We start from the raw sequence: 14734 nt of genomic DNA, 5'->3' as shown, positions 1-14734 counted from the left end.
AAATTTGTAGTGCTCCTACGCGAAAAAAAAGCCCCCAGTATATGGGGGCTCAAGCTGCGTTGTTACTGCAGTTTAGCGGCTTGCCTGAAGCAATTTGTGCTTCTGGGTCAGCTCTTTGGCCAATCGTTTAGCGGCATCCTTAAGCGCAAGCTGCAGATCGTGATCTGGGCTGGTCAAGACCCCGCTTGTTTGCATGTTTGAACGGGTAAGCACACTACCGACCCAAAAGGTGCGTTGCTCGCTGGTTTCAATTAGACGTGCTTCCAGCAGGGCATAGTCTCGCACTGAGCCGGTTTGTTCGATTACCGTGGTCGTACGCCGGCTATTTTCTACACGGGTATCGACTCGCGTATAGGTGGGCTTAAACTGCTGTCCCCGTTCACGCACAATCACGTGTAGGTAGGCATCGTAGCCGGATTGCCTTGCCCAACGCGGCCAGTCTGCGACACTGCGTGTGGCAGGCACTTTTTCCAATGACATTTCGGCCTCTACATGGCGTTTGCGCAGGGCTTCCGTTAGCGAACGCTCAATTTGCTGGCGCAACGCTAAATCTTCAGCTTCTGCATGCACAAGTACCCGACGCAGCGGATAGGCCTCTGGGTCTGTTTCCCCAGCTATGCGTACGCTTGTGCACCCGGCAAGAAAAATCGCCGTGCTGAGTAACCAGAAACGCAAGTTCATAATTATAGAATTTGTTTTTTTGAGTTTCACCCTGGAAGATGAGCATCCAATGTTGTACCAGCTTGAAATAGCCCTTAAAGTACCTGCCTATTGTTGTCAATTGTAGACACCTGGTGTTGATCTCAGGAAAGGAACCTCACGGTTTGACCGGTTTACTAGGCGGCATTTGTGCGCAATCGATGGGGCTATGCCATGCGTTGGTGTATAGTTATGGGGTTGTTTTTGTTGGCCTACGCAAGCGCTCAAGCGCAGGTCAACACCGAACGCCTGCGTCCTACAGAGCCCCAAGGTTTTGGAGGCATGTTCGGGGGCGAGCTCGACGTACGACGTGGGAACGCCGCGCTTTTCGAGGCTACCCTAAATGCCCGCTTTGATTACCGCAAGGATGCCCATCTCATCTTCTGGGTAGGCACGCTGCGTTATGGCGAGCGCAGGGGACGCACGTTCAGGAACAGCGCCTTTTTTCACACGCGCTATAATTACGATGTAACGTCTCGATGGACCTGGGAAGCTTTTGGACAGCTTGAACGAGATGGCTTTACGCTTCTCCAGCTTCGCTCATTAATAGGATCGGGACTGCGTATAGGCTATATGCACACGCCTGCCCTGCGTATTCACCAAGCCAGCGCGCTGATGTTCGAATATGAGGTGCTGGATCTGACGCGTGTAGCGCGCCATCCGGTTCGTGTGCGGGCCCTGCGCTGGAGCAACTACCTAACGCTGCGTTTACGTTTGGGGGAGCAGCTTGCGCTGCTTTCGGTCACTTACCTTCAGCCGCGCCTGGAGGCGTTTCGGGATGTGCGCCTTTTACATGAAAGCAGCTTTGAAACGCGCCTAAGCCCTCATGTGGCCTTTTCTACAACCTTTACGTACCGCTACGATAGCGATCCCCCTGATGCGGTGCTCCCCTACGACGCTGCGCTACGCACTGGACTACGGCTCACGTGGTAGCTGCACGTAAGATGCCCAGCACTTCGGCATGTAATGTGGGCGCAGCGGCCACGCATCCTGGCCCTTGAGGTGCATCCCCGCCGTACCAAGAAGTGATCATGCCCCCTGCCCCGGTCACAACAGGAATGAGGGGTAACACATCCCAGGGATGCATTTCGGCATCTAACATGATATCGGCCCGTCCGGTAGCTACCAGCAAATATCCATAGGCGTCGCCCCACGTTCGAAACAGCCGCACGCGGCGGCGTAGCTGGGTAAAAGCTGCGCTGCCATAGTGCTGCTCGATGTGGTTTTCGTCGGTGGTCAGCAGTACGGCCTCTTCCAGCCGCATGCACTGCCGCACGCGTACCGGCTTGTTATTGAACCAAGCCCCTGTGCCATCTCCATAGAGAAACTGTCCTAAAACCGGCTGAATAATGGCGCCCTGGACGGGGCGTCCCTCATGCAGCAATCCGATAAGCGTGGTAAACAGCGGCACGCCAGCAATAAACGACTTGGTGCCATCAATCGGGTCCAGTACCCACACCCATTCGGCATCTGGCCGCTCCGGTCCATACTCTTCGCCCCACAACCCATGGGCCGGATAGGCTTGGGTAATCTGCGCACGCAGAGCCCGCTCAACGGCGCGATCGGCTTCGGTAACGGGTGAGGCATCTTCCTTAAGCTCTACCGCCAGCTGCTGGCCCCAGTAGGGGCGCAGCGTTTCAGCTGCAATGTCGGCCAAACGGCGAAAAAAGGCCTGGTTCATCTTTGGCAGCGGATTAGCAACCCTAAGGGCAAACAGCACCTTATGGACGAAGCGCTGTGGCGGCCGAAGCCGGTTGCCCTGCCAGCACCTGCACCGGTGCGTCATTGCGCGCAGCTAGCAGCAGCTTTCGGCCCGAAGCGCGATGCAGCAGCCACTGCAAGCGCCGCACCTGCCCCTCTAGCCACAGGCCGCTTTGCGACGGCAAGAGCGGACGCCAGGCATCGGGCGGTCCCAGCAGTACCAATCCATAGCCGGCACCGTAGGATCCCAGGTGCGGCTGTGCTTCAAAAAAATTCCCTGCCAGGATTAGGTCCAAGTGGCCGTCGCCGTTGAGATCGGCCTGGGCCATGGCCCGGATTGGAAAATGCTGTGCTGCAGCTGGTAGCGCGTGTACGGTGAAGTGGCCCTTACCATCGTTTTCTGCCCAGACGGAAGCGAACGTTTTGGCCTGGCGCACTTCAGCCTGCTGTACCACCTGGGATCCGAAGAGGTCTTCCAGCCTGGGCACCCCCCAGTTGTGGTACCCCTTAAAACGCGATCGAAGCTTAGGGAAACGTTGCAGTAGCTGATCTGTCAGCGCTATGGGATAGGCTTGGTTTCCCCAGTAGGCCGTAATCACTGGATCTGGCTGCCCGTCTTCGTCCAGGTCTTGCAGGTAGAGTCGAGCCGGCCGCTCAGGCGAAGCCTGCAACAGCGCATTGCGTCCTAAGTTGCCTGCCACAAGGTCTAGGTCTCCGTCGCTGTCGAGATCTACCACCTGCACGGTAAACCACCAGCCTTCGGTGTCTGCTAAAGCAGTGGGGGTAAACGTGCCGTCAGGCTGCTGGAAAAAAAGGGTGATCGGCATCCATTCGCCAACAACGACCAAATCAAGCCGGCCGTCGCCATCGAGATCGGCCCAGGCGGCATCGGTGACCATCCCTAGCCGGGCCAGGGCAGGCGCACGGGCTTCTGTGACGTCTATAAATGTTCCATCGCCCTGATTTTCCAGCAGGTAGCTACGCGGAGATTGTCCATAGCGGCCGGTTTCAACCCGACCGCCGATGAACAAGTCCGCATAGCCATTACCGTTGAAATCGGCTGGGCGCACGCAAGCGCCATTGACAAATACATCAGGGAGGGCTGTTTCATCTCGCCTAAAATTTCCCTGGCCGTCATTCCGGTACAGCCGACCGCGCAGGGCTTCGGCACGTCCCCACCATTCGTTGCCTCCACTGACGACCAGGAGATCCAAGTGGCCGTCGCCATCGGCATCAAAAAGTGCGGCGTCGACATCTTCGTAGGGGCTTTCGGCTTGCCACAAGGCTTCGTTAGAGGGTGCGAACGTGCCATCGGCTCGTTGCAAAAGCAGCTGGGCTGCTTGCCACTTGGCTCCGCCTAGGAACACATCTTCCAAACCATCTCCGTTGACATCGCCTACTGCTAGCGCCGGGCCTTCTCGGGAAAGACGGTGCGGTTGCAACGGCTCCCGGGTGAAATCCACAAAAGCATTTTCTTCGTGCCGGTAGGGCAACGCTAAGGTCTGCGTTACGTCGGTAAAGAACAGCGCTTGTGGCAAAGCATGCTGGTAGCGATCGCTTCCACTGGCTTCGCTTTGGCGAAACGTCAGCGTTTGGTTGGCAGCGAGCTGGCGGCGCACTTCATAGCGCCCGTCGGGCCAGACGACCACCACCGAATCAACCTGGGCGTAAGCGCCTAGCCCAAAGTGCACTACGGGCTCAACGGACGACAGCCAACCCCGCACAGGCTGTTGTTCTCGAAGCAGCATCCTACCGGCATAGTGTACGGTCACGCGCGCCCCAATCCCCATGCGGTTCATCCCTTCGCCTTCCAGGGCAACGCGCAAAAAGTTTGCATGCTCAGGTTGCAGCTCGCGCACCCGATTGCGGTACACGGCTGCTGGCGCGTTGAGGTTATTGACGACCAAATCCAACGCGCCGTCGCCGTCGAGATCGACGTACACGGCACCGGTAGAAAATCCTGGTTCTGCCAGACCCCAGCTGGCGGCCTGATTGGTAAACGTCCCGTCGCCGTTGTTGCGAAAGGCAAAGTTTGGCTGCGGCACGTGGGGCATGTGGCGCAGCACCTCGGCCATCAACTTGGGCGTTAGGCCATGGGTTAGGGCTTCTTGGACTTCAGGCTGCTCAATGTAACGGATATAATCGAGGTCGTTGGGTCGGTGATAGATCCCGTTGGTCACAAACAGGTCCACATGCCCATCGTTGTCCAAATCGGCCAGCAAAGGGGCCCAGCTCCAATCTGTAGCGGCAATTCCAGCCAGAAAAGCTACATCGATGAAGCGCATTTGGCCCTGATTGAGCAAGAGCACGTTGTGTGGAAATTGGGGATGATAGCCCAATCGCCGCTGCAGTTGATAGAGTTCGAAGCTTTCAGGTCCCCCAGAAGCCTGGTAGATGGCTACATCAAAAGGCATCATGTCGAGCACGACAATGTCTGGGAGCCCATCGCCGTTCACATCGCCGGCATCAACGCCCATAGAGGCGCGCGAGGTGTAGTAGGTGGCTGTTGGCAACACGTTGGTGAACGTACCGTCTCCGTTGTTGCGATACAGGCGATCGTCTTCGTGAAAGTCGTTAGCCACATACAAATCGGGCCAGCCGTCCTGGTCCAGATCGCTCACGACCACACCCAGGCCGTAGCCAATCAGGCCGTCTTCGATGCCGGCCTCAGCCGTAACGTCCACAAAACGGCCGTTATCATTGCGCAGTAGCCGATCGCTGGCATTCGGATCAAAGCGGGCTCGCAGCGTTTGCGCAGGGCCATAACTTTCGGGGGTGTGCAGTGCCCGGTGCAGCAAGTAGACGTCGAGATCGCCATCACGGTCATAGTCCAAAAACACAGCCTGCGTGCCATAAGCTGCGATGTCGAGGCCAAATTCAGCAGCTGCCTCGCGAAAGCGCGGGATGCCGTTTTCGTCAGGGCCCAGGTTCAAGAAAAGCTGGTTGCGTCCGGTTCGGTCTAAGTAATTGCTAAACGTCACGAGGTAGATATCCGGCCAGCCGTTGCCGTCGAGGTCTACTACAGCCGCGGCCGTATTCCAGTTGCCTGTGCCGGCCACGCCAGCTTGCTCTGTGACGTCCTCAAAGCGAAAATCTCCCCGGTTTAGGTACAGCCGGTTTGGGCCCAGGTTAGCGACGAAGTACAAATCGGGCAGCCTGTCGCCGTTAAAGTCTGCTGCAGCTACCCCAGCCCCATCGTAATAATACATGTATTCGATGATGTTAAAAGCGGGGTCATCGGGTGGCACTGCATTAACAAACGTGATTCCAGTGCGCTCGGCAGAGAGTGGTTCAAACAAGGTAGGCGCGCTTGGCTTGGAGCAGGCCGACAAGGCAAGCAACACAACGATCCCAAGAAAATGGCGTATCTGTGTCATCGACGTAACTGGAAAAAGCGTGGAGCATCGTCATTTAGGGCAACAAGCACCAGGGGAGACAGGCCAGCCCGTCGCAGCAGACGCACGTCGCGCACTTCACCACGCACAAAAAAGCCGCTATCGCGCGGCAAAATGGCTGTAAAATGGCCCCGGCCATCTCCCTTGAGCCAAAGCCCATAGGTAGCTTCCATCAGCCCAATCCCGGTTTGTGCCCAGCGAAAGTTGCCGCCAGCCAGCAGATCCAGGTGGCCATCCCCATCCACATCGATTGGCAGCAGTCCGTAGAGCGGCGCCCATTGCGCTTCAAAGGGTAGCGGGTGCACTTGAAACTGCCAATTCCCCAAGTTTTCGATGTACAGACTCCGCAGTTCGGTCACTTCAAGCGCCAAGGCGCCTTCGAGCTCTTCGGGGCGGAAGATATCTTCAAGCATCATCTGGGCATAGGCGGCATGAGAAGGGATCCGCAGCGCAACGTAGGGAAGCTGGCTGCGCAGCTCGGCAAGCAACGTAAGTGGTCGATGGCGGGCACCTTCACGGCGGGTGAGGATGTGGTCGAAAAAGCCGTTTTGGTCAAAATCTTTTGCCCAGAGCACTAAGGGAGCCTCGGGTGAGGCCTGGAGCGGGGTGTTCAGTCCCAAGTTGGTCACCACAAAGTCGAGGTCGCCGTCGCCATCAAAGTCGGCTATGGCCAGTCGGTGCCACAGACCTTTTAGGCTATCCAGTGCAGGCACAGCTTGGCGTTCGAGCCGTCCCTGGCCCGCGTTGCGCAAGAAGGTGATTGGCATCCATTCACCAACCACGACCAAGTCAAGCCGGCCGTCACCATCGAGATCAGCCCAAGCGGCATCGGTGACCATGCCTACTTGGCGTAAGCCGGGGGCGCGCAGATCGGTTTGGTCGGTAAAGTATCCCTTGCCGTTATTCACCAGCAGCACACTCGGGGGCGTTTCGCCATAGCGCCAGGGGACCAGACGGCCGCCCACGAACAGATCCAGATCCCCATCGCCGTCGTAGTCGGCTGCGGCAACGGCCTGGGTGCTGATGCGGTATTCTGGCAAGCGATCAGGTGCCTTGACAAATCGTCCGCGGCCATCATTGAGGTACAGGCGATCCTGCAAGGCTGAGGCTTGCGGGGCATAGGCTGTACCCCCGCTGGCGACGTAAAGGTCGAGGTTGCCGTCGCCATCGGCATCAAAAAACACAGCGCCTACATCCTCCGACAGGGCATCGACCGCAAAGAGGGCCTCGTGGGTTGGCGCAAAGCGCCCGTCGGGTTGTGCGATAAAGAGCACGCCTGGAAAACCTTTAGCCCCACCAAGATAGAAGTCTTCGCGCCCATCCCCGTTGACATCGCCCACAGCCACCCGGGGACCTTCGCGCGAACGCATCCAGGGAAGCAGGCCTTCTCGCTGGAAGTCCACAAATGCATCTTCCTGATGCCGATGGGTAAGCCCTATGCGTGCGGTGACGTCCACCAAGTGCGGGATCTGCCGTGCAGGCAACAGCGGCACTTCAGGCGTTCCAGGTTGCGCTTCAGATTGGCGAAAACGCAGTCGCTGGTTTGTGGCTACCTGACGACGCACCTCATACCGGCCGTCGGGCCAGACCACCACCACGGCCTCCACGGTATCCAACTTACCCAGCCCAAAGGTCAGTACGGGATCGACCGACGACTGAAAGCCGCGGTTGGGCATCTGCTCCTGGTAAAAACGCTGATCCCCAGCGACAATCGTTACTTGAGCCCCTACACCTTGGGTATTCGGCGCTTCACCTTCGAGGTGGATCTGAAGAAAACGATGATGGGTTAGCTCTTGGGCCCGATTTCGGTAGAGGCGTACGGGACCGTTGACATCGTTGACCACCAGATCCAGATCTCCATCGCCATCTAAGTCGCCATAGGCAGCACCGCTCGAGAAGCCCGGGCGACCCAAACCCCATGCTTGCGCACGGTTGCTAAAGGTCAGGTTGCCCTGGTTATGAAACAGGTAGTTGGGGAGCGGATGCGAAGGCATGCGACGGATAAGCTCCAGGTAATCGACGCGTTCACGCTGGAGCATGGCCTGCATGGTTTCTTCGCTGGCCAGATAGTCCAAGTAATCCTGATCGATCACGTCCCAGTAGATGCCGTTGGCCACGAAAATGTCTTTATAGCCATCTAAGTCGGCATCAAAAATGAGTGCAGCCCAGCTCCAGTCGGTAGCGGCTACACCGGCAATCATGCCGATTTCGCTGAAGGTGCCATCGCCATGGTTATACTGCAGCGTGTTGCGTGTAAACTGGTGGTAGAACCCTTGTCGGAGTTTCGTCTGGTAGAGCTGCCAGCCTTCATAGGTTGTGGTGGTTTTCAGGCGTGCGTCCGCTTCGGGGAGCATATCGGTGACAAACACTTCTGGGAAGCCATCGTTGTTGAGATCAGCTGCATCGGCCCCCATCGAGGAAAGGCTAATAGAGGCCATGGCCTCTTCCAGCACTTCACGAAACGTCCCATCCCCTTGGTTGAGATACAAGTAGTCGCGTTCAAAGAAGTCGTTCGAGATGTATAGATCAGGCCAGCCATCTCGGTTGAGGTCAGCTACGGTCACCCCCAACCCAAAGGCAATTTCTGGGCCGTAGATGCCTGCTTCGGCGCTGACGTCTACAAACCGTCCTCCGTCGTTGCGGTAAAGCCGGTCACCCCCTTCCCAGCTGCGCTCATGGCGCGTGTTGCGTAAATCCAAACTGATAATGGGGCGCATGGAGTTGTTGAGGACGTAGACGTCCAGGTCGCCGTCGCGGTCGTAGTCAAAAAATGCGGCATGGATCGAAAAGCCGGTGTCGGCCAGGCCCAGTTCAGCGGCAGCTTCTCGAAAACGGGGAATGCCGTTTTCGCCGGGACCCAAGTTTAAAAAAAGCTCATTGGCCCGCAGGCTATCGGCAAAAGGACCGCTGTTGCACACGTAGATATCCGGCCAGCCGTTGCCGTCGACGTCAGCAATAGCTACACCCGTGCTCCAGGGTTTGCTGCCAGCCACGCCGGCCTGTTCGGTAACGTCCTCAAAGCGCCAATTGCCGCGGTTCAGATAAAGACGGTTAGGGCCTTGGTTGGCAGTGAGATAAATGTCCAGTAAGCCATCGCCGTTAAAGTCGGCTAGCCCCACGCCACCGCCGTTGTAAAAGTTGCGATAGATAAACACGTTGAACTGTTGCGTTTCACGCAGGCGATTTTCGAAGCGCACGCCGGTTTGGCGTCCTGAAAGCGCCTCAAAAAGCGTGCTGCTAGGCGGCGTCGATCGGCACCCTAGTCCGATAAGCACTAGTCCTATCCACCATCCCTTCCGAGTCATACCGTACATTGCAGGCTGTTCGATAGGCCTTAAGAAAACATCGCCGGGGCGCTGCGGCAAGCGCAGGCCCCGGCGATGCGTCACCGCGCAACCTAACGGACCATCAGTAGCCCGGGTTCTGCTGGAGATTCGGGTTAGCGTCGAGCTGCGCTTGTGGAATCGGTAGGAGTAGGACGCGCTGCGGGCTTTGCGGCTTAAACTGGTAAGCCCGCGTATATTTTCCGTGCCGAATGAGGTCTTGCCGCCGCTTAGCCTCCCAAGTGAACTCAAAGAGCCGTTCTTTTAGGATGGCCTCTCGTAGGGCCTCTTTGGAGGGATAGTCGGCCAAATTCAAGGGTTTAGGTGGATCGAATACGCGCGCCCGCACCTGGTTGATCAGGTTGATCGACTCGGCATTCGGGCCGTTGATTTCATTGAGCGCCTCGGCCTTAATCAGATACATTTCAGCCAGCCGGAACCAAGCATAGTCGTTTCCATGGTCCCCGCCAACGTGCGCAGGGTCTGGGCCATACTTGAGCACGCGCACGCCTTCGTACTCGGTAGCGGCAAATACGTTATTGATCTCGGGCGTATAGGCCAAGGGATTGCCTGCTCGGTCTTGCAAGGGTGCCCCTTGCGAGTAGCATTGCCGGCCAATGCAGTTGCCGCGTGGCTCAGCATACTGTTGACCTACCAAGAAGATCGTCTTGCGCAGGTCGTCATCGTCGAACAGGTTATAGGTCTCTGCTAAGATGGAATGCCCGTTCCACGGCGAGGGCGTCAGCTGGTGGTAGTGCAGCGTGCGCATGACGAAGTTCATGCCCAGGCCGGGTTCTGGCAGATGCTGGGTAGCAAAAATGATTTCGGGCGAGTTGTGGTTGTCCGGTAGAAAGTTTTGGAACCAGTTAGCAGCGAGTTGGAAGTAGCCCGAGTTGATCACGTTGTCAGCATGCCGCACTGCCTCTTGGCAAGCATTGGGGACGTCCATGCAGGAGTTGTAGCCGTTGGGATTGATTTGGGTACTGTTTTTCGTGAACACCCCTGCGTTCAAGTAGAGGCTTGCCAAAAGGGCATCCGCTACCCATTTTGTCACGCGACCTGGCAGCGGTGGCGTTTCGGGCAGATTTTCCCGTGCCGCCAGCAGCTCGCTTTTGACAAAGTCATAAACTTTGCTGCGGGGTTCGGTGGGTGGTGGATTTTCAGGATCCACCACAAACTCATCGTCTCCTACAATGGGAACGTTGCCAAACAGGTCCAACAGGCAATAGTAGTAGAATGCCCGCAACAGCCGCACTTCGGCCTCGATTTGCTCCTTATTGGCCACATCAATTTCAGCCAGGGTTTGGAGCAAGCCATTCGCGCGGGCAATGCCGGTGTAGAGATCTACCCAGGCACCGTTAAAGTCTACCTGTGAGGGCAAGAAGTTATGCTCGTGGAGGTTGAGCCAGCGGCGGTCGTCGTACCAGTCCGAGCCGCGCGTAGGCACAACGGTCTCGTCCGTCGTTACCTGGCTCATGGTCCAGTAGCTCCATTCTAGCGCGCGGAGTTGCGCGTAGATAGGTGCCAAGGCGGCTGTGATTTCCCGGTCGGTTCGATAAAACTTATCGGGCGTTACGACCGAGAAGGTCTCCTCCTCGAGGTTAGTACAGCTTCCCAGCAAGATAGCCAAAGCAAGGAAAGGCCATCCCCGGAGAAGCGCTCGGTAGGTGCAACAGCGGTTCATAGTCGATCTATGCTGTTTGGTCTGCATCATGGTTATGCCACAAGGTTTTAGAATCCCAAGCTTACCCCTAGCGTAAAGCTCCGGGGCCGTGGATACTGGGCATAGTCAATGCCCAGCGCAGCAAGGCCAGCGCTGATGTTTACCTCGGGGTCATAGCCTGAGTATGGCGTAAGGAGCAGCAGATTCTGGCCCGTGACGTAGACGCGGGCGCGGCGCACATGCTGCCCGAGCACCCCTCCTAGATTCCTGAACGTGTAACCAATGGTCACATTGTCTACGCGCAAGAACGAGCCGTCCTCAATCCAGCGCGAAGAAAAGATGGCCGGTTCATCCAGCGCGTCGGGGTCATCCAGAGCAGCCTTCAGGAAGTTTTGGTTTTGCAATACAGCGCTCTTGGTTTGGTAGACCAAGGCTGTGTTGTTGAACACGTCGCGGCCTTGCTCACCGCGGATGAAGAGGCTAAAGTCCAGGTTGCCCCAGTAGATGTTTGTCCGGAATCCGTAGGTAAAGTCGGGCTGCGCTTTTCCAATGATGGTGCGGTCGGCATCGTCGATGCGGCCGTCTCCGTTGAGATCGCGGAACTTCTGACGGCCATTTTCTACGCCTTCAAAGATCCAGCCGTAGAATGTGCCTACCGGCTCTCCCGGAATCAGGCGTTGGGCGAAGTTCCCCGACTGGCCGCGACCGCTAACCACGCCAGTCACGATAAACTCGTGAGGGCCAAGGCTGACCACCTCGTTACGGTTAGCGCTAAAGACCAGTCCCAAAAGCACGTTGAAGTTAGGCCGATCGATGGCCAGCGCGTCCATCGAGAGCTCAAAGCCCCGGTTACGCGTCTTGCCAATGTTTTCAATGCGCGTTGGCACCGGCGCTGGCTGGGGCACTGGGATTTCCAGCAACAGTTTATCGGTCTCTTTAACGTAGTACTCCAGGGTACCCGACAGCTTGCCGTTCCAGAAGTTATAGTCTAGGCCTACGTTAAAGGAGGCGGTTTCTTCCCACTGGAGGTTGGGATTGGCGTAGTTGATCGGAGCAAAGCCCGTAAAGGCTTCCTGGTTGAAGACGGCCTGCAGGTCCTGGCGGGCGCCCAACTGTGCCAGCGACAGGTAGTTGCCGATTTCCTGGCTACCGGTGATTCCGTAACCTACCTTCAGTCGCAAGTCGCTGATCCAGTCGACACCTCGCAGGAAGGGTTCTGCGCTTAAGCGCCAAGCACCGGATACAGCTGGAAAGAGGGCCCACTTATTGCCTTCGCCGAACCGCGAAGACCCATCGTAGCGCAGCACCCCTGTGAGGTAGTATTTACTGGCAAAGTTATAGTTAAGGCGCGTAAAGAACGAGACCAGTCGGCTTTTGTCTTTGTAGGAGAACGTTCCTTCTTTGACCAAAAGGGCACCAGCCTGTACAGCGTTGTAGCCCGTGAGGTCGGTCACAAAGTCCCGTCCTTCGACCCCGAATTCCTCGGTCATGTACTCGTTGAACTCGTAGCCTCCCAGCAACTCCACGTTATGTTGCCGCGCAAACGTTCCCCGATAGGTCAGGTAGCTCTGGAACGTCATAGAGGAGTGTTCCCGATTGCGCAGCAAGGCACGGCCGCCAAACTCATTCCCTACAGGGCTTTCCTGAGGGAAGTACTGCCGGCGACTGGCTTGGGCGCGGTCGGCCCCAAAGTTCACCCGAGCCGTTAGGCCAGCTAGCAGGTCCAGTTCCGCAGCAAGGTTACCTAGGCTGCGCGTCGTTTTAGCAAAATCCTGCACCTGTTCAGCCATGGCCACGGGGTTGCGCACCGAGGTGCGACCATCCGCGATCTCAAAGTAGCCATCGCGTGCCGGCGTCCCGTCCAGGTTAGTTTGGGCATGGATGGGATAGGTCGGGTTCATCTGAAAGACGTTCGAGAGCACCCCTCCCTCGAAACCTGCAGTTTGGTTATAGGGGAGCAGGTTGTCGTGCGTAAACGAAGAGGTCAAATTCAGCTGCAGCCGCAGCCGTCCATCCAGTGCTTGATGATCCGCGTTCAAGCGCCCCGTTAAGCGCTCTAGGCCCGAGTTAATTACCAGCCCTTCTTCGTTCAGGTAGTTAACCGAAGCGCGATAGCGCGTCTGGCTAGTGCCTCCCGAGAAGGCCAGGTTATGCGACTGGGTGAGGGCTGTACGCATAACCGCCTCCTCCCAATCGGTATTGGCATTGCCTAGGACGTTGCGGGCCGAAGCAGGGAGGTTGCCCGCCTGAATTTGCTGCTCTACAAAACGGCGATACTCCTCGCCATTGAGCACGTCCATCTTTCGATAAGGCGTTGAGGCCGTCACATAGCCATCATAATCCACCTGGAGCTGCCCTTGCCGCCCTTTCTTGGTCTCAATCAGGATGACGCCATTAGCACCACGGGAACCGTAAATGGCTGTCGCAGCTGCATCCTTCAAAACGGTAATAGACTCAATGTCGTTGGGGTTAATCAGGCTGAGCGGGTTACGCGGTGGCGGCGGTGCCCCGTTTACACCAGCACCTCCTGGTGTTAGCGGCACGTTATCGATCGGCACGCCATCGATCACAATAAGCGGCTGGTTACTGGCGCTGATCGACGTGCCCCCACGCAGCCGAATATTTAGGTTTGCTCCAGGCTCACCGTTGTTGGCCACAATCGTAAGACCGGCCACCCGACCTTGCAGGAGCTGGTCTGGAGAGGTATAGCGGCCTTGATTGATTTCATCCACACTAATCGAAGCCACCGAGCCCGTCACGTCCTCGCGCCGCTGCACGCCATAACCTACCACCACAATCTCCCCTAACACCTCTACCGTAGGCTGCAGGCGTACGTTGATGACCGAGCGTGTGCCCACCACCTCCTGCACTTGCTCATAGCCCACAAACGAGAAAACCAAAATCGCTTCTGGCCCAGGGACCTCAATCTGGTAGCGACCACCCACGTCGGTCGTTGTGCCGGTGGTGGTCCCCAGCACTACAATATTAACCCCAGGAAGCGGATCTCCTGTAGAAGCGTCCGAAACAGTTCCAGTAACCATGCGGGGCTGGGCCATGACAACGCTTACACTACACAACCAAGCTCCTACACCCAGCAGCCACTTTTTCCAGTGGATCATGCGGTTCATAACCCCTTTTATCTAATTAGTTGACGAAATGATAGCGTTTCCATTTCCGGTGGGAACGCTTTCAATCTGCAAGCCCAGGTTCAGAAAAGCAATCCCTTTTTTAGGGGACACCCCCGTTGCGTAATCGGTTAAGTTGTAACAAAACAATAAACTTTCATCACATCTTCACATGAAGCCATAGGGCAATGTAGTCCTATCCTTATGGGCATGCTTTGCCCTACCCTTATCCTGCATAGATAGGCCTACCTTCCGGTCTGAGCTTAGACCGGGTTTTCTTGTCTTTTGAGGTGTGGGTCAGCGCTGCCGGGGGCGCTTGGTGGTGATCACGATGACACCATTGGCGCCACGCGAGCCGTAAATGGCTGTTGCAGCCGCGTCTTTCAGCACGGTGATCGACTCGATGTCGTACGGATTCAAAAACGAGATGGTCCCGCCCGGCATAGGAGTAATGGGCACGCCATCGACCACAAATAGCGGCTCGGCATTCCCCAGCAACGTGTTTTGGCCGCGAATGCGAATCGATAGCTCGCCTCCTGAAGCTTCGGTCACATACACGCCCGCTACACGTCCCCGCAGAAGTTCTTCCACACGGGCTATGGGCCGCTCGGTGATTTTGTCGGGATCGAGCTCGCTGACCGAGCTTGTAAGCTGGTCGCGCGGTACCGTGCCGTAGCCTACCTCAACGCGATCTTCTTGCGCAGTAGCGCTGGTGTCCGCTGTTGACCGGCTGCTTGCACAACCCATAAGCAGTCCGCCTCCAACAAGCAGTGCCAGCCACCCGGTGAGATATGGGTGTTTCATGGCTCTATACAGGCTGCGATATGG

8 protein-coding genes are annotated in these 14734 nt (G+C 57.0%); 1 reads left to right on the top strand and 7 read right to left on the bottom strand.

Features of this window, described 5'->3' with window-relative positions:
• Nucleotides 1–72 precede the first annotated feature (72 nt).
• Nucleotides 73–681 (bottom strand): hypothetical protein, encoded by a 609-nt coding sequence (locus J8E65_RS11740; protein WP_210376300.1) that lies wholly within the window; start codon nt 679–681, stop codon nt 73–75.
• Between the two features lie 192 nt (nt 682–873).
• On the opposite strand from J8E65_RS11740, the gene J8E65_RS11735 reads away from it, so the two are divergent.
• Nucleotides 874–1632: a DUF481 domain-containing protein gene (locus tag J8E65_RS11735; protein ID WP_210376299.1), complete on the top strand. Its 759-nt coding sequence runs from the start codon at nt 874–876 to the stop codon at nt 1630–1632.
• Here J8E65_RS11735 and hisN read toward each other — a convergent pair.
• The 6 genes from hisN to J8E65_RS11705 form a co-directional block, all read right to left on the bottom strand.
• A complete protein-coding gene (gene hisN / locus J8E65_RS11730; protein WP_210376298.1) occupies nt 1622–2380 on the bottom strand; it encodes a histidinol-phosphatase in 759 nt (252 codons plus the stop codon). The genes J8E65_RS11735 and hisN overlap by 11 nt on opposite strands.
• A gap of 40 nt (nt 2381–2420) precedes the next feature.
• Nucleotides 2421–5777, bottom strand: coding sequence for a VCBS repeat-containing protein (locus J8E65_RS11725; RefSeq protein ID WP_210376297.1), 3357 nt, complete (start codon nt 5775–5777; stop codon nt 2421–2423).
• A complete protein-coding gene (locus J8E65_RS11720) occupies nt 5774–9100 on the bottom strand; it encodes a VCBS repeat-containing protein (protein ID WP_210376296.1) in 3327 nt (1108 codons plus the stop codon). The genes J8E65_RS11725 and J8E65_RS11720 overlap by 4 nt, the downstream gene beginning before the upstream one ends.
• Nucleotides 9101–9203: 103 nt before the next feature.
• A complete protein-coding gene (locus tag J8E65_RS11715; protein WP_210376294.1) occupies nt 9204–10802 on the bottom strand; it encodes a RagB/SusD family nutrient uptake outer membrane protein in 1599 nt (532 codons plus the stop codon).
• 47 nt (nt 10803–10849) lie between these two features.
• A complete protein-coding gene (locus J8E65_RS11710; RefSeq protein WP_210376291.1) occupies nt 10850–13909 on the bottom strand; it encodes a SusC/RagA family TonB-linked outer membrane protein in 3060 nt (1019 codons plus the stop codon).
• A gap of 294 nt (nt 13910–14203) precedes the next feature.
• Nucleotides 14204–14710, bottom strand: a complete 507-nt coding sequence (locus J8E65_RS11705; protein WP_210376289.1) for a TonB-dependent receptor plug domain-containing protein — start codon at nt 14708–14710, stop codon at nt 14204–14206.
• Nucleotides 14711–14734: the final 24 nt, after the last annotated feature.

It is taken from the genome of Rhodothermus bifroesti, assembly GCF_017908595.1.
GTDB classification, from domain to species: Bacteria; Bacteroidota; Rhodothermia; order Rhodothermales; family Rhodothermaceae; genus Rhodothermus; species Rhodothermus bifroesti.
The sequence above is the reverse complement of the archived record's forward strand: the minus strand, read 5'-3'. Positions and strand labels throughout refer to the sequence as shown.